The following is a 24,849-nucleotide window of genomic DNA, read 5'->3' on the forward strand; positions in this document are numbered from 1 at the left end:
TTATTTTGCCTTTCATGTTCTCTATTTAAATCTTCTTCATTTAAACTCAAATAATTAAGTAATTTTTTCAACACAAATAAACCTTCATTAAACCTATCAGGTCCAAGTTCAAATTTATTATGATGCATCACTACAGTTTGAATCTTTTGTGAGAACTCCATAGAGCTTTTTCCAGTAAGTTTAGCAAGATTTTCAGCTTCTATAAATTTCAAAAGAGCGCTATATGAAGTAGATTGATGAGTGATGTCCATGTCACAGCGTGTGTAGTTTGGACCACTTGGCTCTAAGCAAATAATATCTGGTATTTCTATATTCTCATCTTTTTTTCCCTTGTTAACTTTTTTATTCTTTATTTCATTCCAAATCACTGCATCAACTGCTTCTTGATTTTCATTAGATAAAGACCTTGTATCTCCTGAAAATTTAAATATTACATCTTCCTGTTCAGGATTTATTATCCAACCAGAAATTAAAGATTTATGATGATCACAATGATATCTACCAGAACGATGATCTGCTGGAATACTAATAAAATCTACTTTTTTTTCTATTCCGTCAACATCTTTGCTGCAAGAAATTTTTGTATACCATTCAACCTCCTCTACATTACTAAATCCACAACTCTCAAGTAATTTTTTGTCTTCCATGGGTACAAACACTCTTGGCTGAGGCCAATTTTTTTCTTGATGATGCTTTAATAATTCTTGTAGTGAATTTTTATCCACATGATCACGATGATTGTGTGAAATTAGAATAACATCGATTTTAGGTAGCCCTTCAATTTTTGGATGAGATTCTGTTTTTGCTGAATAAAGCAAATTCATTAAATCATAAAATACTGGATCTGTTAAAATATTAAAGCCTGGAATTTGAATTAATTGAGTTGCATGACCTATATTTTGAATAGCATATTTTTCCTCTGGATGTAGATCTTGTGCTCTGTCAAATTTATAAATTTTACTTTTATCTTTATCTTCTCCTTGAGAAAAGTAAGATAATTTACTCTTTATGTTTTTTGGTACAAATAGACTTATTAAGCTTCTTAATATTCTTTTTGCCTGAGTTTCCTTGAAAATCCTCGAATCATTGTCTGTATTTTCATTATTAGGATCTGTAACATACATACCTTGAACTTTTTCAACGCGTTTGAAATTTATTTCACTATAGTTTTCAGTAGTTTTTAATTCATCTATGTAATTAGGATTAACATTAATTGTACCTTCTTTTACACCGTAGTTTTGATTATTTAAAGATAAATTTTCTTCATCTTGCTTTGCTTCTTCCTTTTTTGTGCTGGATTTTGACATTTTATATACAGTATAAATAGCTGTAAATGCTGTAACTATTATTACTGAACATACTATATATGAAACCTGAGATTTAGTAGCAAAAAGCCCCGCTACTAATGTAGCACTTAGTAAAGCTGTTATACAACAAATACTTGTTTTTTCTACATTTTTTCTGGAGATAAATGAAGATCGAGTAATACTTGTATTGCATGATGTTGAATTAAGTTCAATAGATGGTCCTTGCATTTGAGCAAGTTCATTTTTAATGAGAGCTAAAATAAATTGTGAATTAGTATCAATGTTCTGTGCAAATTTACTACTCACAATATCACTAACTGCTTTTATTTTTTCTCCATCAGAAAGATTTTCTTTTGCACAAACTGTTTTTAGTTGCTCTAATCCTTTACTTTCTGACAGGTGCAGCAAATTACTTACTGCATTTATCGAAAAATAACCACCAGATATAGCTTCTCTTCTGGCCTTGAAGCATTTAAGAAGAAATTCAAAGTCTTTGTGATGTAATACATCTTTACCCTTGATTGCACGAGCTGTTTCACTAATTTTAATAGGAGATTTTCCATTTATGTCTATAAACCACGATAAGTAATCATAAAGTATGCTTTTTGTTTTGTTACTCTGTATTTCACTATTTATATCCTCATCTCTTTTTGCTTCAAAGTTTGCTAATAAATTACTCCATCTTAAATTGTCATTAAGCTCTTTAAGTATGTCACTAATTTGACTTTTATATACACCTGAATGAGGTGTTAGCCTTTCTCGCTTATGATTTGTCAAACAGTAACTAAAACACTCGTAATTAATTACTTTAGTAACTACTAAAAATACATTTTGTGCGTTTGTAGGATAAACATTTATTGGCCTTAGATGTGGATGATGTGCTTTGAACTCTTTAATTATTTCAGATTCTTTTAGAGTCTCCACATTGGATTTAAGCATTGATAGTTTTATGAAAAGCTCTAGAGCATGCTTTAAACCTACATTTAAGGACCTAAAAAATGCTAAATGAATTGCTGAATCTCCTAGACACACGCAATTATCTTTACTTCTATGTTTAGCATACCCACAACCAATTTCTATCTTTTTCACCTCAACACTGTTCAAATTTATATCACAATCATCCACTATAAGATTGCCCAATACAGAAGATATGGGAAAAAATATACTATCTGATAATGGATTTGAGGAATTAAATGGATTTAAAGGATTTCTGTTTATATCTGGAAATTCTCTGTCGAAAATAAGCGCCAATTCTTCAGTAATAAAAATAGGTATCGTCACATTCGAGAAACCATTGGCGTCTTTACATTTACTTATCACAGCTTCAGTGAGTTTGACATTTTTAACATATTTCATGACTTGGTATAGAGAAGGTACTCTATCAGTGATTTTTGCTTTAAAGTTAATGTACATTGCATGCTGAAGTGGAGTGATGACCAAATTACTTTCATCAGAACCAAATTCACCCATTCTCAACTTGCTGTTTTTTCCGGTGCAGTCTAATATTATTGGATTTGAATCTTTATGTTCTTTACGTAATTCCTCAAAACTGTTTACTTCCCTAATTACGTATTTAGCTCCTAATGACTTAGCTTCTTTTGTAAATTTTTCTTCCAGCTCCTTGATAAGAATTCTATTTTTTTGGTTGCGCAGATACTCATTTAACTTTGCAAAAAACTCACTTTTTACATTCAATTGAGAAAGCACTTTCTGTACTTCTTTAAAAAAATTACTTTCTATTTTTACGTTTATATTTCTTGTAAAATCTTCCCGTTTCTCATAAACAGTTACTTGAAATCCTAGCTGTACACATAGTACTGCCATAAATGATCCTACTGGACCAGAACCTACAGTTATAATTTTTTTCATTCTACTTTGTACAAACTACTTAACACAAATAATAGTATAAATTTGATTAAAATTTTAAATATACTTAATGATTATATTAAAATAGTAAAGAAAAATTATTTATAAGTCAAAATTTTCATTAATATTTTTTGAAAAACTTTCACTTAGCATAGCCGACCATTGTCTTCTATAAAATCCTTTTGCTTTACTTCTTTTTTCTTTTTTGTGCTGAGTTTTGATATTTTATGTATAATATGATAGCTACAAAAGCTACTGCTATATACATAGTGACTACATAAATTACATGTAATGTATTAAAAATAATATTGTCAACTACAAAAAGTGGCAACATTATAGCAGCGCCAAAGAACACATAAAGAGCTATACCTGTTGTTTTTTGTATTTCGTGGTCTTTCCCTAACTGTATTTTATCTAGATCTCTTGCTATTCTCTACATCAACTTTTGTACTTTTCTTTCACCACCTTCAGAATATTCACTTTGTCTTTTTAGACCCCTAGATAATTGCAGTGTAGAAGATGGATTGTTTGTACTATTTTGTGCATTGATATAATTTTTTATTAAGTGTTCTACCTCAATTAGTATACCTTTTATAGCAGCAAAATCCAAACAGGTATTCTCTTTTTTATTTTTGATATTAAAATTTGCTCCATTTTCTATCAACAGTCTGATAATTTCCATTCTGATAATTTCCATATTATATTTTTCAATAGCGATATGTAAAGAAATATTTCCTTTTATATTTTGGACATTAACATTTGCTTTTTTTTCTATTAAAAGTATTACTCCTTCTTTGAAACCTACCTCAACAGCCAAATGTAAAGGGGTAAATTCTCCTTTGTTTCTGGCATGAACACTTGCTCCGTTGTCTATTAACATGTTTGTCATTTCTATGTGACGATAATAAACAGCAAAATTTAAAGCAACATCTCCAAACGCATTTTGGGCATTAATATCTGCTCCTCTTTTTATTAACAGTTGTACTACATTTATATGACCTCTAAAAACAGCAACATGTAAAGGAGTATTTCCTTTTTTTTCGCTTCGAGCATTAATATCTGCTCCACCATTTATTAACATTTCTGCTACTTCTCCATTACCCACTGAAACAGCAAAGTGTAAAGGTGCCCAGTCATATTTACCTCCTGCTTTTATATCAATATTTGCACCACCTTCCAGCAGAGTTTTTGCTACATGGTAATAGCCGCTTTCAGCAACTATATGTATTAATCCTATGTTATCTTTATCTTTTTTATTATCTTGAAATGCAAAATCCAACGAAAACTCACTCTTCCTCCATGAATTACAAGCGTCCCCTATTTCTTGATATAAATGACGTGAATTAAGCTCCAAATATAAGAGCAGCTGTTCTTTCTCTAATGCTTCATATATTTTTTGAGTGATATTATTCTTGTTAAAATCTTGATCGTTGTTTAACGTCTTTAATATTTTTCGTAAAACGCTTATCATTCCCCTCTTCCCCATATTTATTTCCATAAATATTTAATATTATCTTTATACATAAAATAAAATAAAAAACAATACTTTAAAGGAGATAATAAAGACAAAATAAATGCATATTCGCCTACCTACCACTTAACAAATTAAGTAATAGGATATATGATCAAATATTATTTATTATTTTATCTAAAGGTTGAGAACAGAATACTTCATTCAATTTATTTCCTACCTTTTCAACAGTCCACACAAGTGGAGTAATAACTAATGCGGCAGCCCAAATAACACCAGTGCAGACATAACTTAAAATTATATTAACAAAACTAGTAATTGTACAACCAAGAGAACTTGCATTTTTTAACAATACATTTGCATAATTTACTAACGATTCAGTATTTTTTTTAAGGTAAGAGTTATCTGTTATTTTTGCTAATCCCTTTAATGGCCAGTATGATAAATACGCGAATGTTAAATATAAGATTGATAAAACCGTAGTAATTGGTAAAGTAATAACCCTAATTGTAGTACCTACACAGAACTCTTGTCTATTACCTATAGTGTTTTTTCTTTTGCTTCCACCTACCCCAAAAACTGCATCTTTGATAGGACCTATAACACTATCAATATAATGTACAGATTTATAAAAAGTATTTTGAGGAATTTGACTATTATTACCTTTTTCTATAGTAGGAACAGTACCGTATTTAGTATAATTATTAATATTTTTATATATAGGTGACATTTTCATCCTCAAAAAATCAGTTATAATAGCTATTATTATTTTATAATAAAGTCATTGCAATATATAACCATTATTAAGCAAAAAAACATCAACAATATTACTCAAAGTTCAATGTTAGAAAATTTAAAGGACATATCTCCTAGAACCAAATCACTAGAATGCAAAAACAAGAGATTTAATAACTTACACCTGTAGTTACTTGAGTAAATACTATTTAATATATTTATCAATAAGGGTTTCTATTGTTTCTTTCTTACAATCTTTATGCTGTAATCCTTTCACTCCCTATACTTATAAATTATACCTTTCCAAGGTTATTATTAAGTAATGTAGGTTCTTTTATTTGATTCAATATATTTCCTACCTTCTCAACACTCCACACAAGTGGAGTAATAATTAATGCGGCAGTCCAAACAACAGCAGTGCAGACATAGCTTAAAATTGTATTAACAAATTCAGCAATTTTACTAGCATGATCCATTGCTTTCAATGATAATCCATTTGCATAATCTACAAATAATTCACTTTTTCCTATTTTTTCTAATCCCTTTAATGGCCAGTACGATAAATATGCAAATGTTAAATATAAGACTTGCAAAGATATATTAACTGATGAGTAAATAATTAATTGATTAATACCATGAAAATGGCTGGATTTCAAATTTCTATTACCAATAGTATAGTGACTAAGATGTGCACATATTATTCCAACTCCAAAAATTGCATCTTTTATTGGACCCACAACATTATTAATATAGTTTACAGATCTATAAAAATTATTTTGCGGAACTTTTCTATTATCGCATTTTCTTACAGCAGGAATAGTTCCATAGTGAGTATAGTTATTAAAATTCTTATATACAGACAACTTTCTAATATTCAGTATAATATGATAGTTGTTTTAACTAAACTACAAACAATTGCAACAATTTATATTTAAACCACTATATTCAGATATTGTTTTAGATATTTACCAGTTAGACTTTCTGGCATTTCTGCTACTTCTTCCGGAGTTCCTGTTGCAACTACTCTCCCACCTTTTTCCCCACCTTCCGGCCCAATATCTATTATGTAATCTGCTGTTTTTATAACGTGCAAGTTGTGTTCAATAATTATCACTGTATTTCCCATGTCAACTAACTTATGAAGTATTTTTAGCAGATTGTTTATATCTTCAAAATGCAGTCCCGTTGTTGGCTCATCTAAAATATAAAGTGTTTTGCCTGTAGATCTTTTTGATAATTCTTTAGAAAGCTTAATCCTTTGTGCCTCCCCTCCAGAGAGAGTCGGTGATGGTTGCCCAAGTTTTATATATCCTAGACCTACTTCTTGTAAGGATATTAACTTTTCTTTTATGCAAACAAGACTTTCAAAAAAGTCACAAGCTTGATCTACCGTCATATTAAGTACATCAGAGATAGACTTATCTTTATACATAATTTCAAGTGTCTCTCGATTATATCTTTGACCTTTACATTCATCACACTTTACGTAAACATCAGGCAAAAAATGCATCTCTATTTTTAAATGTCCATCTCCTTTGCAAGCTTCACACCTTCCACCTTGAGCATTAAACGAGAATCGACTTATATTGTATCCTCGTGCTTTTGATTCTGGCAAACCGGCAAACCAATTTCTTATATGAGTAAAAATGCCTACATAAGTAGCAGGATTTGATGCTGGAGTTCTTCCAATTGGTAATTGATCAACCTCTATGACTTTATCTATATATTCCAATCCTTCAATTTTACTACACTTACAATGTTTTGTTGAGGAATTATTTATTTTATGTACTAAGTATTTATATAAGGTTTCTATTACTAAGCTTGATTTTCCCCCTCCCGATATTCCGGTAACACAAATAAGATTTCCTATTGGAAATTTTACATCTATGCTCTTCAAATTGTTTTCATATGCATTAAATAGCTTTATAAACTTACCTGTTTGTACTCTTTTTTTATTTATGAGAATAATCTTTCGATTACTTAAATATTGCCCTGTTATACTGTCTGTACTCTCCATAATTTTTTTTGGAGTGCCTTCTGCAACTATTTTTCCACCATTACCCCCAGCACCTGGACCGATATCAATTACATGATCAGCAGCCATAATTGTATCTTCATCATGTTCAACAACAATTACGGTATTACCCATGTCTCTTAAGTTTTTAAGTGTATCAATTAGTCTGTCATTATCACATTGATGTAAACCTATCGATGGTTCATCTAGAACATATAAAACGCCTGTTAATCCTGAACCAATTTGCGAAGCAAGCCTTATTCTTTGGCTTTCCCCTCCGGAAAGAGTGCCTGATTCACGACCAATAGTTAAGTAATTAAGCCCCACATCTGTTAAAAATACTAATCTTTTTATTATTTCATTTAGTATCTTATCTGAAATTTGCCTTTGCTGATCATTAAGTCCATTTGGTAACTCCCCGAACCAATCAAGAGATTCATCTATGCTTAAATTTGCCACTTCCCCTATGTGTTTATCACTAATTTTTACCGAAAGCGCCTCTTTTTTTAACCTAAATCCATCACAATTTTTACAATTCATTACAGAGCTATACTGCCCAACAAGTGCCTCATCGTAAACCATCTGATTTTCTAACATGTTAATCAAACCTTGAAAATTAACTTCTTTAGAGCCAAAAAATATTATATCCCTCACTTTTTGATCTATATTTTTCCACGGAGTATCAAGGTTAAATTTATAACTTTCAGTCAAAGATAGAATGATATTTTTTAAAGACCTATTTCTTACGTGCGTAATAGGCCCTATTGGTTCTATTGTACCTTCTAATATTGAAAGAGCTTCATCAGGTACTATTAGTTTTATGTCAATACTTAATTTTTTACCAAGACCATTACATATATCGCATGCTCCATATGGACTATTAAAGGAAAATAGCCTTGGCTCTATTTCCTCTAGAGCAAAACCGGATTCTGGACAAATAAAATTTTCTGAAAAAGTAAATACATGACCATTTTTATACTCTGAATTGTGAATATATGGTAAGCTGGTAATTTCTACATGAATCAATCCATTACCAAGCTTAAGTGCCAATTTTATACTGCTTAACAGTATATTAACTACATCATCAGACATAGCTATATTATCTACAATTACCGATATATTATGTTTTTTATTTTTATCTAATTTAGGTAAATTATCTATATGATGTATCTTATTATTTAACTTTAATCTCACGTAACCTTTTTTCTTTATTTCAAGTATTTCCTTTAAATGTTCACCTTTTCTTCCATGTACAATTGGTGCAAGTATCTGTATTTTAGTTTCTTTAGGTAATGCAATGATAGTATCTACAATTTGAAATATAGTCTGCTTAGTTATTGGTAAACCGGTTAAAGGTGAATGGGGAATTCCTATTCGGGCATACATTAAACGTAGATAGTCGTAAATTTCAGTTATAGTTCCAACGGTGGATCTTGGATTTTTTGAGATTGATTTCTGATTAATAGATATAGCAGGTGAAAGGCCAGTAATTGATTCAACATCTGGTTTATCTTGAATGTTCAGAAATTGACGTGCATAAGAAGACAAACTTTCCACATACCGTCGTTGTCCTTCTGCATAAATTGTATCAAAAGCTAAACTTGACTTACCTGAGCCACTAAGTCCAGTGATAACGATAAATTTATTTTTTGGTATATTAACATCTATACCCTGAAGATTATTCTCTTTTGCATTTTTAATTCTTATAAAATCATCCATGTTTTACATATTATATATCTAAAATTATTATATACTAAAAATATGTAAACTTATATCAGCACTTACTCAAAAAGGCTTTTATTAATTGAAGATGGGTTATGGACAAGAACATAACATTTACATCCCTATCAAGCGAACATTTTTCCTTTATTACTAAAATGACTGGAAACACCTCAGGTAAAAATATGGTGGGATTAAAATATAAATTGGACGTTAGAACAGATTGAAAAAAAATATAGTAGTTATGCTAGAGGATTTAAACGCTTGAAGCTTCAAACGCAAATCATTGAAAAACCAATTCATGCCTTTATCGTTAATTTTAATAAAATAGATATTGGTTATATCCAATACTACAATAAGCATGACTTTCTACCAGAGCAAGGTTATGACACTTCAATACTACCAAATAACTGTGCTGCTATAGATTGGTATATTGGTGAACTAGATTATGTAGGTAGAGGAATTGGTACACAAATCTTGAGTATATTTTTAGACGAATTTGTCTTTCAAAACTTTAAGAATGCTTTTGTTGATCCTGATATAACAAATATTGGTACAATTCGCGTTTACGAAAAAGTCGGATTTAATAAAGTACGAAAAGTTATATTGTGCAGCGGTAAAATTTATTATGATATAATTGAAATGTGTGAATTAAAAAAAGTCAATGATATAGTGATAATACGCATTGAACAGTTTTACCCATTTCCAGCTGACAAGCTAGCTTATGAACTTGATAAATATAAAAATGCGGAAGTGATATGGTGTCAAGAAGAGCCAAAAAATATGGGAGGATGGTTTTTTGTTGATGCACTCATAGAAGAAGTGCTATCTAACTTAGACGTGCAAGATAAAAGACCTAAATGTATTGCAAGACCTTCATCTGCATCTCCAGCATGTGGTTATTCAAATATCCATGCTAAGCAACAACAGGAAATTTTAGAACGAGTTTTATGTTGATTCTCATACATCTCCTTTCTTATCTTACATGAGATGTGAATTCTCATGTATACAAGCTTGAGTTCAAGTATATTTTTTTAATTGAGACATAATTTTTATAGGTAAAAATCTTATAAAATAAAACACTTTTTAATAGCAAAAAAGAATATACATATAGTCAACATTACTTCTTATAATTTAGTTATATACAAAAACAATAGACCTATTTTGAAACTAGAATAAAACCAAAAAGTGATTAGTTTTGGAGCAAGAGAAAATGAAATACGAAAAAGTGAAAGAGCTAGAAGAAGAGACATTTGATCGATTAAGTGGAGTAAAAAAAGCAACACAAAAAAAATGGCAGAGATTTTATGGGAAGGAAAAGAAGATAAAAGGTGGTAGGAAAACAAGCTGAGCGAGGAGAATATTCTACTTATGGTATCAGAATATCTCGGGGAATACAGGACATATCGCGCAAAGTTATGGAGTAAGCGAAAGCACAGTGTAAAAAATCATAAAGTAGATGGAAGATACTTTCCCAAATCTTGCGTTACCAGGACGAAAAGAGGTGTTAAAAAGAGACATGAGATTGATGCAAGCGAATGAGCAACCAAGTATTGGTATTTTTACTCTGAAAAAAAGAAAAAGCACACACTAAAAACGGAAATTGTCATACAGAAAATAGAAAAATTTTGTCAGTTTCGAAGTCACATAGAGGTAGAATGCATGACTTTAGAATACGAGAGAAATTTTGCCAGTAGATAGATGCCGATATAAAAAGTATCGCAAAAAGCTGTTGACACCAGAGCAAAAGGATCGCTGCTGGCATTGTTCAGAATGCGAGTGGAAAATAAGATCAGGGAGATTGTAAGCCAAAGAGTTGTGGTTGAAAATGTGATAGGTTTACTGAAAAATTATTGCAAATCGCTATCGAAATCAACGAATTGGGAGTTGTAAATCTACAGTTTCGAAAGAGGTCTATTCAATAAAAAGCTTCTAGGTCTAAAAGTAGTTTTTAAAGAAGATTCAAACTACCTAATTTTAGTTTTTTTAATAAATTAATGTTATTTTTTATAAGTCTCACAGAAATAAACAAATGATTTCTAAGAACTTAGAACAAAGTTTAAATAAAGCATTATTAATCGCTTTTAATCTTAAGCTTAAATATGCAAAATTGGAACATCTACTATTAGCTTTAACCAAAGATATAGATGTAAATTATTTATTATTAAAATTTAATATTAAAGCTGATGAAGTGATAAATCTGAATAATGTTTTATCTAGATGTAACATTCAGATGAATTACCAAAACCAAGATCCTTTACTAAATAATTCACAATCAATCGTTAATGAAATTGAACCCAGCTCAACATTTAAGCATTTAATACACAGATCTGTAATACATGCTTACAAATTAGGGAAAAAAGAAATTAACGGAGCAAGTGTTTTAGCAGAAATTTTATCTGGACAACATTTAGATGTTGAAGACCTTTTACAAAAAAAAAACTCAAAGAATTGTGATTTTATTTACTATATATCTAATATGAATTTCAGTGATATAATGAACATATGACTGGTCATAAAGTAAACTTTGATAGAAATAACGATATCTCGCTTTCAGTAAAAAAAAGTGAAATACTTAAAGATGAAGAAGTTTTACGCACTTACTGTAAAAATTTAAATGACTATGCAAGGAATCGCAAAATAGATCAAGTTATTGGTCGTAAATATGAGTTGGATCGCACTATAGAAGTATTATCAAGGCGTAGAAAAAACAACCCTCTGTATGTAGGAGAACCAGGTGTAGGTAAGACTACAATAGTTGAAGGCTTAGTATTAAAAATTATTGAGGGTAATGTTCCAAATCAATTAAAGTCTTGCGTAGTGTATGCATTAGATTTAGGATTACTTCTTGCTGGAACACGTTATAGAGGTGATTTTGAAGAAAGAATAAAGTCTATAATAAAAGCGATAGAAGCAAAATCTGGCGCAATTCTTTTCATTGATGAAGTACATACAATAATTGGAGCTGGCTCAACAAATGGTAGCTTCCTTGATACAGGTAATCTACTTAAACCTGCATTAGCAAGAGGTACATTACGCTGTATAGGTGCAACTACATACAGAGAGTACAGTAGTAGTTTTGAAAAAGATAAAGCATTAGCAAGAAGATTTCAAAAAATCAACGTTAAAGAATCTTCTGCGCAAGAAACAATAAAGATATTAAAAGGTGTGAAACATTACTACGAACAATATCATGGAGTATATTATACAAAATGCGCTATTCAATCTGCTGTAGAACTTTCATGTAAATATATTACTGGAAGAACACTACCTGATAAAGCAGTTGATGTTATTGACGAAGCAGGGGCAAGTTGTAAATTACTAAAAAATGGACGTAAAGTAGTAAATAGTAGAGATATTAAAAACGTTATTGCTAGAATTACGAATATACCTTGCAATTCTGAGCCCAATGATATGCAAAAGGTGATATCTTTACAAGACAATTTAAAAAGGGTAATTTTTGGCCAAGAACCAGCTATAGAATCTCTTGTTAACTCTATTAAAATAGCAAAATCTGGACTGAGAAATTACAATAAACCTCTGGCGAATTATCTCTTTGCAGGGCCAACTGGTGTCGGAAAAACTGAACTTGCAAAACAGCTAGCAAAAAGCATGTATATGAATCTGATACGTTTTGATATGTCTGAATATATGGAACCTCATACAGTATCTAGAATGATAGGCTCGCCTCCTGGATATGTAGGCTATGATCAAGGTGGATTACTCACAGAAGCTGTATCCAATTGTCCATATAGTGTTGTGCTTTTTGATGAGATCGAAAAGGCTCACAGAGATATCTGTAACATACTGTTACAGATTATGGATTATGGTTGTATTACAGACACTTATGGACGTAAAATCAGCTTTTGCAACGTAATTTTAATTATGACAACTAATGCAGGTGCTCTTGAACGTAACAAAAGTTCTATTGGCTTTGGAAATAAAAACTTTGATATCAATGATAGTGAAAAAGCAATTGAGCAAGTTTTTAGTCCTGAATTTCGTAATAGGCTTGATGCAGTAATTTCTTTTGCTGATTTAAGTGAAGAGGTGATTTTACATATAGTAAATAAATTTATTATGGAGCTAAAAAAACAACTTACACAAAAGGGCATAAATTTTTTTATAGAAGATGACGTAACATTTCACCTTGCACGTTTGGGTTATAATAAAGATACTGGAGCACGACAAATAGAGAGAATTATTGATAATGAAATAAAGATCTATCTAGCTGAAGAGATATTAAATCGCAAGTTAAAAAAAGGAACAAGATTGAGAGTATATATGAACAAATCAACAAATAAAATCTCCTTTGATACAAATTATTCTAATTGTAATGAGAAAATTTTCTGAAATAAATTGTACTAAATTAACTTTTACACTATTACTATACTGTTTAGCAGAAAATTATGAAACCAACTTTTTTAAAGCCAAAGAAAAGTCTAGGACAAAATTTTCTTTTATCACAAGAAGTAGCAAAAAAAGTAGTTGACTTAGCTGGTGATTTAGAAGGTTTTAACGTTATTGAAATTGGTCCTGGATATGGCTCTTTAACAAGGGAAATATTAAAACGTAATCCAAAATCTTTATTATCTATAGAAAAGGATAGTAATTTAGTAAAACAACACAATCAATTATTAAATTATTATCCAAAAAAGTATAGAATCATTCAAGCAGATGCTCTTTTCATTACAGAAAAAAATTTAATAGAACATCCTGTTAAAGTAATTGCTAATTTGCCTTATAATGTATCAGTAGCTTTGTTTTTAAAATGGCTAAATAATATAAATTTTTTTACAAGCTTCACATTAACTTTTCAAAAGGAAGTAGCAAATCGAATTGCAGCAAAACCTAATTCTAAAAATTACGGTTATTTATCAATAATAAGTCAACTATTATGTGATATAAAAATAGAAATTTGACCTTGATCCTAAAGAATTTTTTCCAAAGCCAAAAGTATATTCCTCGGTAATTACAGCAAACTCCTTGCCTAGGAAAAGATTTGCTGTAGATTTAGAAATTTTAACACAATTGACACACAAAGTTTTTACTCAAAGAAGAAAAATTCTTAGAAATAGTCTCAAAAATATAATACATAATGTTGATTCTGTTCTTGAAAAAGCTCAATTAAGAGGAAATGAACGTCCAGAAAATTTAAGTATTGAACAGTTTTGTACATTGGCAAATAACTGGGTTTTATAATTTTTCACGTGTTTAATCTTGTTCTATAGCAAATTTTAATGCTACATAAGTAGCTATAGTACTATTAGCTATCAAAACGATAAAAACCAAAGTGGTCATTGACAATACTTGAATATTCAGTGGTAAATATTCAGATTTTATCAACAATTCAAAATATACAAAAGTTGGCATTATCATTGGTAAAACTAAAATTTGTGAAATTGCTGATGCTGCAACGCTTTTACCAATTGTTAACGAGTGCCCTGTAGCTGATATATTGATTATCATTAACGTATTGATTAATAGAGATAAGCCTACTTTTATTGAATATTCAATACTATTGTATAAAGCTTCGATAAATATAAAAGAAACTACTGAAATTGGTAATCCAAACAAAATCCAGTGAGTAAAAATCTTACAAAAAATGATAAATCTAGAAGAAATTGGTTGTATAAAAATTTGTTCTAAGATTCCTTCATGGTAATCAGATGTAAACAAGTTACTTGTAGAAATTTGTAAAACAAAAGTAGTGCATATCCATATTAACGCTAAAATTAATTCTTGTTTATCATGCTTTTCTAATATAAACAAAGATAAACTTAGCATTATAATAAAAAGACACACTATATATGATAAATCAGTGATAATTCTCCTAAAAATATAAATCATATTTGTAATGTTAAATGTTTATTATTAATTATGTTATTTACTTAATAGTAGTATAATTCATGCTTTCTAGATTATATTATATAAAAATTCTTTTATTTAATTAGCGAGGTAATTATGAATACAAAATCATTCGAGACAATGTTATTACAAGAGAATATTCTATCAGAAGATGAAGAATATATGAATCTAAAGCATTTAGAGTACTTTAATAAGAAGTTACAATTTATGCTTAATGAATTGGAAATACAGAAAAGTGATGGTAGTACATACTACTTTATTGAGGATGATGAAAATGAAAAATTAATTGGGCGTAGAAAAGAAAAAGGAGAGAAAATTAGAGAAGCACTAGAAAAGATAAAGTTGGGTACTTATGGTTATTGTGAAGGCACTGGAGAAGAAATAGGATTGGAAAGACTTGAAGCAAATCCTCTTGCTATATATTGTATTGAAGAGCAAGAAAGAATAGAAAAAGAAAAAAGAATATATTATAGTGTTGAGGATTAATAAAATGTTAAGTACTTTAATACAGAAACGTAATACTTTACTAAATTCATCAATCTTGATATATTGCATGAGCAAAACCTATAGAATAGAAAAATGACAAGCTTAACTGTAAGAGAAGCTTTATGCATGGCACTTAGGGAAGAAATGCAAAATAATCCTGATGTTTTTGTGATGGGTGAAGAAGTTGCAGAGTACGATGGTGCATATAAGGTAACCAAGGGATTACTAAAAGAATTTGGAAAAGACAGGGTAATAGATACCCCTATTACTGAACATGGATTTACTGGACTTGCTGTTGGAGCAGCATTTGCTGGACTAAAACCAATAGTAGAATTTATGACCTTCAATTTTTCCATGCAAGCTATTGACCAAATCATCAATTCTGCAGCAAAAACAAACTACATGTCAGGAGGACAACTTGGTTGTTCCATAGTATTTCGTGGGCCAAACGGTGCTGCAGCAAGAGTTGCTGCGCAACATTCACAGTGCTTTGCATCTTGGTACTCACATGTACCAGGGTTAAAAGTAATAGCACCTTATTTCGCTTCCGACTGTAGAGGATTACTAAAATCAGCTATTCGAGACCCTAATCCAGTAATATTTCTAGAAAACGAAATAGCTTATGGACATGAACATGAAATTCCTGATGATCAACTTTTGAATAAAGAATACTTATTAGAAATAGGGAAAGCTGGAGTAATACGTGAAGGAAAAGATGTAACCATCACAGCTTTTTCATTGCAAGTAATCTATGCTTTAAATGCAGCAGATCTACTTGCAAGAGAAGGTATAGAAGCTGAAGTGGTAGATTAAGAACCCTAAGGCCCCTTGATAATGATACAATTATTAATTCCCTAAAGAAGACTAATAGACTAGTAAGCGTGGAAGAAGGGTGGCCGTTTGCGGGAATAGGAGCTGAACTTTCAGCTATTGTTATGGAACATGGTTTTGATTATCTTGATGCTCCAGTTATACGGGTTACAGGAAAAGATGTACCTCTTCCATACGCCGCAAATCTTGAAAAAGAATCATTACCTCAAGTGCAAGACATAGTAGCAGCTGTACGTCAAGTTTGCTTTAGAAAACGCTAAACTAAATTACTATTAATTCATTTTATTTTTAGGAAAATTATCACACTTTGTAAAAAGTTGTGAAAATATAATGACTATAAACAACATTCCACCAATAACCGAAATAACTCCTCCTATGATAAAACATATGCGCGCTAAAATTGATGAAATTTCTGGTAAATTCGCGGTTTTCCTTAAAGCACCGTATCCACCAAGCCATACGAGACCTGTAATATGTAATAAATGACCTATGCTATAGCTATAAATTTGCAACTTTACTATGAAATTTTTTGCTTTTTTGCAATTCAATTGAGGTAATAACCAATAAATAAAATTCATAAAAGCTATAGTAATTCCAACAACAGATCCATGATAGTGAGCAGGAATCACAACATTACCTTCTATTGTTAATACTCCTAGCACACCTCCATAAATGAATAATAAAAACGAATGTAATAAATAATTATCTTTATCATTAATTAGAGTTTTGATGTTGCAATATACTAATATTATTAAAAAGCATGGTAAAAATGCTCCAGCTATTCTCATATGCCAGGTAAAAAACTGTATTAACTCAACACTATCTACAGGGTAAATGAAATATATAAATGGCGCACATGCAGCTAAAATTGTGTTTATAAGCAATGGTAAAGTAGTTATTTTACTGTTTGTAGGGTTAAGCATTATTAAATACACTAGAAACATTCCTTGAGTAAAAGCAAATTGTAATAAATGCCCACCTCCCCAAAAGAGATACTCATAAAATAGATTTTTGTCTGAGTGATATAGATTTGGTGACATATTTTGATATGCCAAAACAAAGCACAAAAACGAGCATAAAAATATAACAGCTATACCAACTTGACCAACAGATAAGAGTGAAGTTTGTTTGCTTAATGCGAGTATTAAGGTTATTAATATACTAAAGACAAATAAACTGAGACCAAATAAAAATAATTTATTTTCTAGCACTGGAATATAGTTACTCTTAATCACTTCACTGTTTGGAACAAATGCAGAAACAAACATCAAAGACATTCCAAAAATTGATAAAATCCAGAATAAGTTAAACCAACTTTTTGCATACGGAAGATTAATAATAAACAGTAGAGATATTATTGAACACATCCATACTAAAATGGATAAATTCACATGTATTGTCAGTGCATTATCAAAAATATACTGTGCAGAAGGAATGTTAGAAGAAATGAAAGGTAGACGTAAAAACACAATAATTATTGAAAGCAATCCCGAAGAAGCAAGTGCAGACACTGCCAAAAATACCCACTTTTTACAGAATAAAAAATTACTTTCTATTATATTCTTTTGCATTTCAAGTATAAAGCATTAGGGTATTATAATATAAGTTACTTTATATTTCAAAACTTAATAGGCTAAAATAAAGCAAATAACATATTTTATATAATACAAATATTGAATAAGTCAGTAAATTTAATCTAGGATAAAAATCATATTAGAAGTAGCAAAATTGCTATGAATGTTATTAATACCTTTCTGAGAATGTACTATTACAAAATATCTGCAGGTGTTTTATCATAACAACACTTGTCTTAAGATCTTCTAAATTTAAAAATTTTCTTTCTGAAGATAACATTATACTTGTATATATATTGATTTACAACATAAAATACTAATTTCAATATGAGGGAAATGTATCACAATGTTATCTTATCAGAATATTCCAAAATTACTTACTTTAACAGGAAGAAAAGCCGTTACTGTAAGATTTTTAGCACTTATTCTTAATTTAGATCGCAATCGTGTAGGTTTACGCATAAGTAACGCATTAATAAGTAGCATACTTCAAGATAATACTAGCAAAACAGAAAAATTACTAAAAATGGTAAGATCTACTTTATTGAGTGAATTTCATGTTGTTTTTTTACCTAATGAGGTGAATGAATTTATACTTAGCACTACGGAAAAAATGATTTTTTCGGAAGAAAGTTTTTTTTACTCACTCAGAAAAGTAGTATCTATTATTAAAAGTAGTGGAGAAAATATTTCTAAATCTAATGTAAAAGCTTATATAGAAAAAATTGCCAATAAGGTGCAAGAAAAAGATATCATTATTGGTGACTCTAATTTAGATTCAGTAAGTTTATATAAAGAGTTAGCTCTCTTGGATATAGGTATTATAGAAAAATTTGTTTTTGATTTTCTGGCAGGAAATGAATTTCAACAAACTATATTGTCAAATAATAAGATAAGAAGTTTATTAAAAATAAATCAAGAAGATCATCCTCGAGAAGTTCGATTGATAGATTATTTTAATAAGAAAGACAAGCAAAAATTCACAAGAGCAATTGTTTAATCAAGTTACGAAGCAGATTAATTTTATTAATGAAAAAGGAATTAATGATCTAAATGTGAAACAAAAAATTTATCACTCAATATTACGTAGCGCTATAAGAAAAAATTGTAATAGTTTTATAAGTAGTTTTATGAATGCAAGAAACTCATTATATGCCTTCTTTATAGGAGAAAAAAGCATACTAGAAATGTCAGAGTTTATTTTTCTTAACGCTCTTACAGAGGGTAGAAGTGATATGATAAACTTCATTTGGGACTCTGAAGAACTTGGCAATAGTAGAGAAAAAGACAATATGTTAATAAAAATATTAGGAAGTTCAGATTTTCGTATCGACGGTTCATATGAATCTTTTTATACATTAAGATGGATATTTAACCATATTAACACCGATAAAAGTCCTAGACAGGGAGTAAAAGCATTTAGGATTGCTTGGACAGTACGTTCTTTATTTTCGTATGCTTTGTTACATGAAAGAATAGATATACTGAATTTTTTACACGATTCCTGGTTTTTGGTTTTTGAAGATAAAACACGAATGTTAGATTTGCTTGTACAACACCAATTTCACCATGGTAGCTCAGATGAGATGATAAAGTGGCAGCTGAATACTTTCAATACTTACTCCGAAAATACTTTAGATGCCCTGAGGTTAAGGTTGGCTGTATTATGTACATTACAAAAATCACTAAGTGAGTTAAATACAAGGCTTGATTTAAATTTAAATGAAGACATATTATCTTTATTGAAATTGACTGATAATAATAGCAGGGATATAAATAAGCTTATAATTGACAGGATAGTTGTTAGTGATGATGTAGAGATGCTGAACTCACTTTGGAATGATGCTAAAAAAAAAACGAGCAGAGTACGATATTAAACAAGGATAATTACCTTGATAACTTAGAAGAATCCATCTCTCTTTCACGTTTAAAAATACTAAATTGGATAACAGAGCATATCAGTGAAATTAATGTAGAACATCAAGATATCATACAATCAGATGATTACGATCTTATTTATCAAGCTGTAGACTCCAGAAGCCTCGAGACTTTTAAACTAATATTGAAATATACGCATAAAATTGGAGGAGTAGAAGAGCAAAAAAAAATATTAAAGCAAAATAATTATAGAATTTTTCAAGAAGTGGTGAATAGCAATAATGAACAAATAATATCCCAAATTTTAACTCTTGCTATGGATAGACTTACTCTTGATCAACAAATTAAAGCTGTGTTAGAAACAAGAGCTGCATTCCTCATGGTTGAATTATTTAAGAAAAACCTTAAAAAAGAAAAAAACAAAGAGGGTAACAAGTATGTAACCTTAATTGATAAATTTTTTAATGCGGTTGAATCTTTCTATTTCAATGGAAAAGACAATGAGCAATATCGTGCATTTTTAATAAAAACAGCAATATCTAACTATGCTATTTACTTAACAGCAATATATGGGAGTGCAGAAAAATCTGTAGTATGGAACCATTTAGTTAGTCTCTCAGAGTATCAAAATCCTATGTTTAAGGAACACGTAGACTTCATGTTTAATTACATTAATCGTATTGTGCCAGCATTAAACGACAATGATAACTACATAGATATATTTCAAGAATTCCTAAATAATTCAAATAAACTGAGTAATAGTGCTTATAATATACAGGAACATATATTAAAGATTATCATCAATTACTATAAAGACGTACAAAAAACATCAGCTATTGAACTTCTAGAATATATCAATAAATTACCAGAATATAGAGCTCAAAAAATACTGATTGCATCAACGGTTAATTCTTATAAACAAGACATAAACAATAAAATAATATCTGAGTCAGTTTCTCCTTCAAAAAGAAATCTAGATTCTTCTGATACGAATAACTCATTGTCAAATAAATTCTCAAAAACAGGTGATTTAATATGTTCTAAAACTAGTTCAAGGAGTAAAAGAGAAATAAGTAATTGTATATCATGGGAAGAAATAGATGAATTTAATGAAGAAAAAAATGAACCTAGAGATGTTGAAAAGATTAAAATTGACAGTGAGAAATTTCTAATTTATCTAAAAAATCAAAATGGTGAAAAACGCTCTAGACTAATAGAAATTGCGAATAAAGTAGGTAAAGAAAAGATAGGTGGTAAATTTCAGAGTAAGATAAATGTTCTTATAAATAACTATAGAGTAATAAGTCATTTAAACAAAGTAGGAATAATCTCTGATATGACTATGTACGGAATGATGGCTAAAAATGTTTTTGGTGATTTTTTTAATGGTGATTATGAAGGTGTTGCAATTAATGTGGGTTTCATTGTAGGTAGTCAAGGATTTGTTAAAGTTGCTGAAGCTGCATCTCTTAAAGGAGAAGCATTGATTTTAAATGACAAAGTAATGCTTGGTAAATCTCTAAAAGTAGCCTCACCTTTTCTTGCTCGTGGAACTTCAGCTTTCATTGCTTATGATCTAGTTAATCAAATAAAGGAATATAAGAAGGGTAATAAGGATGCTGCTGTAGATATATCTAGTGATAGTATCTACATTGGAGTTGATGTTGCAGAAATAGGTGTAGAAGTTGCTGAATCTTTTGAAATACTTGAAGGAGTTTCATCTGTTACTGGACCTATTGGTGCTGGAATTGGAGCTGTTGTGTTTATTGGTACTGATATATACAAAGCAATAAAGAGAGTTGCTAGCATTGACGAGGTCATTCATCTCAAATGGGATGAAAAATTAATTGAAGGGTTGCGTGCATTTGTAGGAGTAAAGCCAGAGTTAGAAATAGAAGAATTATTGGAAAAAAAAGAACTGTATAATAAATTGGTAAAACAGGCAATCAATTATTTAAAGCAACACAATAGTATTCAGAGATATGTTTTTCCTACTAGTAAATCAGTTGTAGATTCTTGTCGTGTCGTTAAGTATTTAGAATGGTGCAATGTTTATCGTTCTGGAACTATTAAACCATGTCGTAAAAAAAAAGAAGTATGTACAACTACACTTAAGGAAGATTTGAATAATATAGTCCTACTTGATGAAAAAAGAACCGACATAAAGTGGGATAGAACAAAACCTGATAATCCAAGTGAGGGAAAATTATTCTGTTTACCACAAGGGAATTATGAACAAGCTCCAGAAAGTGGAGCTTACTACTGTGAAAAAGCCATAGGTATAGAATATATAAAAGATAGAACAGGAAATTATACCTTATTTAACTTGGGCGATGGTAATGATTATGTTAAAGGATTTAAGAATTACAGTAATATTTTTATAATAGGCGATGGTGATAAGAACATTTTTGGGAGTGATGAAGATGACATTTTTATTTTACAAGGTAGTAATATTAAAGGGTATATTCACGGAGGCAGAGGAACTAATACTTTAGATTTAAGTAAGTTTGCTTTAGGAAATGAGTATCTAATGATTAGCCCAAATAGAATACATACCATAGATAGTGCAAGTTATGTATCGTTAAGCAGGATGAATAGGGTTTTAGCAAGAGAAGATGAAAAGGATATTATAGATTGTGATTTTAATATACAGTATATAGATGGACGTGGTGGAAAAAATAGTGTTGAGCAAGACATTATAAGTATAGGTTATGATGAGTGTTCTTCTGATTATAAATACTCTGGAAACTGTGGAAGTTACAGTCACATAAATGGAGTACAGATAATAGTAAGGCCTTATACTACAATTCACAACTATGTATCAGAGGGTAAGTTCAAATACTTCGTAAATCAAAAAAAAGGTAAAGCATCTATCAATCTTGAAAGTAGTGGTAAGCATAGTTTTTTATTAAAAATACACTACAAGATATTGCTACTATAAATTTTAATAACACCCTTCCAAATAGAACAAACATCAAGTTTAAATTCTTAAAAAACATTGAAACATCTATTACGTACAATAGTAATATAAAAGATATTTCTTATGAATTGAATGATAATACAAAAATTCACGTTGGAAACAAAGGTAATTTGTATGCAATTCAAAACACAGACAGATTTGTTAGCGAAATAATTACTCAATATCCATACATAGCAAATAACTTAAAAATGTCTCTCTTTATACACTCGTCATTAAACGATGAATCTATAGCTATAGGTCATGGCAAACATGATGTTCTTCCTAATAACCCACACTATAGAAGTCATCTGGTAGGAAATGGAGGTGAAAATATATATGTAATAGCTTCTGGTTATGAAAAGTTGAATCATAGTAAACTACCTATTCCAGAAGTAGTAATTTATGATGTTGATAAGGAAAATTTAATAGATACTCTAGACTTACGTCAAATAACAAAACAGGTAAAAAAAGACTTAGGTAAAACATTAAACACAATAATTATAATAGATAAGAAAGACTTATTAATTAAAACATATTATGATAAAATAAGCAAGTTAGTAAAAACACAATCACAGCTAATTTTCATTGTGAGCATAAGACTAAGGAATGCATTAGTGACAAACTGGTATGAAAGATTGCACGTAATTATAAACAATCTACCTATGAAGATTGAGGAGTTTGAGTTAAAGCCACTACCTTTAGTTTTTGCTGAAAGCGATAAAAATATTATTGTGATACAGCCTGAAGATATAGAGGAAGAAAGTAAGGTAGTAGTTTCTGAAGAGATAGGCAACTATACTTTTGCTCGTGTAAAAAATAATTTGATAATAACCAATGCTTTTTTACCAAATAGTAAGCTGTGTACCATTACTCTCGTAAAATTTTACCAAGAAGCAAAAATACAAACATTGGTAATAAAATTTACAGATAAAGAAATAGTATTGAAAGATCATAAAGAAAAAATAAGTGTAGCAAGAGACTTTGATGAGATAAAAAAAGAGTATGAAGACAAAGTCTATAATAGTGTTTTTCCTCATTCAAGGAAAGATGATGTGTCAGTCAAAACTCAATCTATCCATAAACATAGACATAAGCGCAAGCATAATCGTCATCGTCGTAACGCTTTTGAGAATAGTACAAATAGTGAACCTTCAAAAGATTTATTAGGTTGGCTAAACCGTTTTATAGGCAGATTATTTTATTCCAAATCCACTTTGATTACAGAATCAGAAAACACATCATTATCAAATGTTTCACAACCAATTGATCTTAATGGTACGCTAACGTTACTTGATTTATTTATTAGAAAGATTACAGGTCAAAAATATATACCTTTATTAGAGAAACAAATATCCCAATCAGAAGCACGAAGTTATGCACTAAGCATAACAAAAAAATTTAAGCAAATATTGAAAAATACAGCTAAAGAGTCTGGTGTATCATTAAAGAATATGGATTTTTTTACAATATGTACAGATATAGAATCCCATATAATAGGTGGAAGATATTCTAAAATATTAAAAACCTTATATTTATCTGCAGAAGAAGCCTTTCCAGAGTTTAAGCAAATAAATAAGTTTTCAGATATGTTGAAAATCTGTATTGAGAAAATGCTGGGCGAAATAATGCAAAATGAGACAAAAATTGTCAATAGCAGACAGAGTGAAAATCGCATTAAAAATGTAATTAGTCCACAATCTTCACTTAAAGATATCGATACAAAGCTCATAAAAAAAATACACTGTTTAATCTGATGGATTATTTTACAGGCCAATATATTTCTTTCAGCGCTGATTTCTCTAAATTTATTTGACTTACAGAAGTTGTATGTTTGAATTTTTTTTTGATATTTACATCTTTTTTAATAAGAATCTCTAAAGCTATCTTACTATCTTTATTCTGATCATTAATCCTAGCACCTTTGCTTATCAAAAATTCAGCCACACTAACATGCCTTTTTTAGCAGCAACATGTAAAGGAATCCAGCCATAATCATTCCTAATATCAACAAGAATACCTTTACTTATAAGTAACTCAACTACATCAGATTTACCAATGCTAGTAGCAAGATGTAAAGCAGTGCTGCAATTTTATCCCGAGCCAAACATTATCAGCACCAATTAAATTTTTAATTTCTTTAT

At 29.9% G+C, this 24,849-nt stretch carries 17 protein-coding genes and 5 pseudogenes; 13 read left to right on the forward strand and 9 right to left on the reverse strand.

What is annotated here, in order from left to right; all coding sequences use genetic code 11:
- From NL275_RS02100 to uvrA, 5 genes are all read right to left on the reverse strand, one after another.
- Positions 1 to 3,176, reverse strand: a 3,176-nt coding sequence (locus NL275_RS02100) for an MBL fold metallo-hydrolase (protein ID WP_253299871.1), incomplete at its 3' end; no start/stop codon positions are given.
- A gap of 430 nt (positions 3,177 to 3,606) precedes the next feature.
- Positions 3,607 to 4,671: an ankyrin repeat domain-containing protein gene (locus tag NL275_RS02105; RefSeq protein ID WP_253299872.1), complete on the reverse strand. Its 1,065-nt coding sequence runs from the start codon at positions 4,669 to 4,671 to the stop codon at positions 3,607 to 3,609.
- 127 nt (positions 4,672 to 4,798) lie between these two features.
- Positions 4,799 to 5,374 (reverse strand): hypothetical protein, encoded by a 576-nt coding sequence (locus NL275_RS02110; RefSeq protein ID WP_253299873.1) that lies wholly within the window; start codon positions 5,372 to 5,374, stop codon positions 4,799 to 4,801.
- A 298-nt stretch (positions 5,375 to 5,672) separates the two neighbouring features.
- Complete coding sequence (locus NL275_RS02115) at positions 5,673 to 6,242, reverse strand: hypothetical protein (protein WP_253299874.1); 570 nt, start codon at positions 6,240 to 6,242, stop codon at positions 5,673 to 5,675.
- A gap of 68 nt (positions 6,243 to 6,310) precedes the next feature.
- Positions 6,311 to 9,112 (reverse strand): excinuclease ABC subunit UvrA, encoded by a 2,802-nt coding sequence (uvrA, locus tag NL275_RS02120; protein ID WP_253299875.1) that lies wholly within the window; start codon positions 9,110 to 9,112, stop codon positions 6,311 to 6,313.
- A gap of 98 nt (positions 9,113 to 9,210) precedes the next feature.
- Here uvrA and NL275_RS02750 point away from each other — a divergent pair.
- The 6 genes and pseudogenes from NL275_RS02750 to rsmA form a co-directional block, all read left to right on the forward strand.
- A pseudogene (locus NL275_RS02750) lies at positions 9,211 to 9,706 on the forward strand (GNAT family N-acetyltransferase); the annotation flags it as partial.
- A pseudogene (gene sucA, locus NL275_RS02130) lies at positions 9,689 to 10,069 on the forward strand (2-oxoglutarate dehydrogenase E1 component); the annotation flags it as partial. The pseudogenes NL275_RS02750 and sucA, both read left to right, overlap by 18 nt.
- Before the next feature lie 256 nt (positions 10,070 to 10,325).
- Complete coding sequence (locus NL275_RS02135; protein WP_253299876.1) at positions 10,326 to 10,463, forward strand: hypothetical protein; 138 nt, start codon at positions 10,326 to 10,328, stop codon at positions 10,461 to 10,463.
- A gap of 108 nt (positions 10,464 to 10,571) precedes the next feature.
- Positions 10,572 to 10,706, forward strand: a complete 135-nt coding sequence (locus NL275_RS02670; RefSeq protein WP_256468532.1) for a hypothetical protein — start codon at positions 10,572 to 10,574, stop codon at positions 10,704 to 10,706.
- Between the two features lie 438 nt (positions 10,707 to 11,144).
- A pseudogene (locus NL275_RS02150) lies at positions 11,145 to 13,465 on the forward strand (AAA family ATPase).
- A gap of 56 nt (positions 13,466 to 13,521) precedes the next feature.
- Positions 13,522 to 14,314: pseudogene (rsmA, locus tag NL275_RS02155) on the forward strand (16S rRNA (adenine(1518)-N(6)/adenine(1519)-N(6))-dimethyltransferase RsmA).
- Between the two features lie 12 nt (positions 14,315 to 14,326).
- Here rsmA and NL275_RS02160 read toward each other — a convergent pair.
- Positions 14,327 to 14,962: a heme exporter protein CcmB gene (locus NL275_RS02160; protein WP_253299879.1), complete on the reverse strand. Its 636-nt coding sequence runs from the start codon at positions 14,960 to 14,962 to the stop codon at positions 14,327 to 14,329.
- 114 nt (positions 14,963 to 15,076) lie between these two features.
- Here NL275_RS02160 and NL275_RS02165 point away from each other — a divergent pair, with 114 nt between their 5' ends.
- Together NL275_RS02165 and NL275_RS02170 are read left to right on the forward strand one after the other, a co-directional pair.
- Entirely contained in the window at positions 15,077 to 15,466 is a 390-nt protein-coding gene (locus NL275_RS02165; RefSeq protein WP_253299880.1) for a TraR/DksA family transcriptional regulator, read from the forward strand.
- A 93-nt stretch (positions 15,467 to 15,559) separates the two neighbouring features.
- Positions 15,560 to 16,557, forward strand: a pseudogene (locus NL275_RS02170) (pyruvate dehydrogenase complex E1 component subunit beta).
- Between the two features lie 12 nt (positions 16,558 to 16,569).
- Here NL275_RS02170 and NL275_RS02175 read toward each other — a convergent pair.
- Positions 16,570 to 17,766 carry a cbb3-type cytochrome c oxidase subunit I gene (locus NL275_RS02175; RefSeq protein ID WP_370107097.1) on the reverse strand — a complete coding sequence of 399 codons (1,197 nt, stop codon included), beginning with the start codon at positions 17,764 to 17,766 and terminating at the stop codon, positions 16,570 to 16,572.
- Here NL275_RS02175 and NL275_RS02180 point away from each other — a divergent pair.
- From NL275_RS02180 to NL275_RS02200, 5 genes are all read left to right on the forward strand, one after another.
- Positions 17,675 to 17,887, forward strand: coding sequence for a hypothetical protein (locus NL275_RS02180; RefSeq protein ID WP_253299881.1), 213 nt, complete (start codon positions 17,675 to 17,677; stop codon positions 17,885 to 17,887). The two genes, NL275_RS02175 and NL275_RS02180, sit on opposite strands and share 92 nt — an antisense overlap.
- A 330-nt stretch (positions 17,888 to 18,217) precedes the next feature.
- Positions 18,218 to 18,871, forward strand: coding sequence for a hypothetical protein (locus tag NL275_RS02185; protein WP_253299882.1), 654 nt, complete (start codon positions 18,218 to 18,220; stop codon positions 18,869 to 18,871).
- Complete coding sequence (locus NL275_RS02190) at positions 18,864 to 19,748, forward strand: hypothetical protein (protein ID WP_253299883.1); 885 nt, start codon at positions 18,864 to 18,866, stop codon at positions 19,746 to 19,748. Before NL275_RS02185 ends, NL275_RS02190 begins: the two co-directional genes overlap by 8 nt.
- Before the next feature lie 185 nt (positions 19,749 to 19,933).
- The gene (locus tag NL275_RS02195) at positions 19,934 to 22,690 is read left to right on the forward strand and encodes a hypothetical protein (RefSeq protein WP_253299884.1); all 2,757 of its coding nucleotides are present in this window, start codon (positions 19,934 to 19,936) and stop codon (positions 22,688 to 22,690) included.
- 107 nt (positions 22,691 to 22,797) lie between these two features.
- Complete coding sequence (locus NL275_RS02200; protein WP_253299885.1) at positions 22,798 to 24,462, forward strand: hypothetical protein; 1,665 nt, start codon at positions 22,798 to 22,800, stop codon at positions 24,460 to 24,462.
- Between the two features lie 4 nt (positions 24,463 to 24,466).
- Here NL275_RS02200 and NL275_RS02205 read toward each other — a convergent pair whose 3' ends face one another.
- On the reverse strand, positions 24,467 to 24,652 hold the full coding sequence (locus NL275_RS02205) for a hypothetical protein (RefSeq protein ID WP_253299886.1): 186 nt from the start codon (positions 24,650 to 24,652) through the stop codon (positions 24,467 to 24,469).
- On the reverse strand, positions 24,637 to 24,765 hold the full coding sequence (locus tag NL275_RS02730; RefSeq protein WP_370107220.1) for an ankyrin repeat domain-containing protein: 129 nt from the start codon (positions 24,763 to 24,765) through the stop codon (positions 24,637 to 24,639). The genes NL275_RS02205 and NL275_RS02730 overlap by 16 nt, the downstream gene beginning before the upstream one ends.
- Positions 24,766 to 24,849: the final 84 nt, after the last annotated feature.

The sequence above is a fragment of the Wolbachia endosymbiont of Chironomus riparius genome (genome assembly GCF_918315375.1).

Excerpts from the sequence above, each read along its gene's own strand:
- NL275_RS02110 (WP_253299873.1), bottom strand. The coding sequence starts at position 5,374 with ATGTCACCTATATATAAAAATATTAATAATTATACTAAATACGGTACT.
- NL275_RS02160 (WP_253299879.1), bottom strand. The coding sequence starts at position 14,962 with ATGATTTATATTTTTAGGAGAATTATCACTGATTTATCATATATAGTG.
- NL275_RS02185 (WP_253299882.1), top strand. The coding sequence starts at position 18,218 with ATGTTATCTTATCAGAATATTCCAAAATTACTTACTTTAACAGGAAGA.
- NL275_RS02670 (WP_256468532.1), top strand. The coding sequence starts at position 10,572 with ATGGAAGATACTTTCCCAAATCTTGCGTTACCAGGACGAAAAGAGGTG.
- NL275_RS02180 (WP_253299881.1), top strand. The coding sequence starts at position 17,675 with ATGGATAAATTCACATGTATTGTCAGTGCATTATCAAAAATATACTGT.
- uvrA (WP_253299875.1), bottom strand. The coding sequence starts at position 9,112 with ATGGATGATTTTATAAGAATTAAAAATGCAAAAGAGAATAATCTTCAG.
- NL275_RS02105 (WP_253299872.1), bottom strand. The coding sequence starts at position 4,671 with ATGGAAATAAATATGGGGAAGAGGGGAATGATAAGCGTTTTACGAAAA.
- NL275_RS02135 (WP_253299876.1), top strand. The coding sequence starts at position 10,326 with ATGAAATACGAAAAAGTGAAAGAGCTAGAAGAAGAGACATTTGATCGA.
- NL275_RS02165 (WP_253299880.1), top strand. The coding sequence starts at position 15,077 with ATGAATACAAAATCATTCGAGACAATGTTATTACAAGAGAATATTCTA.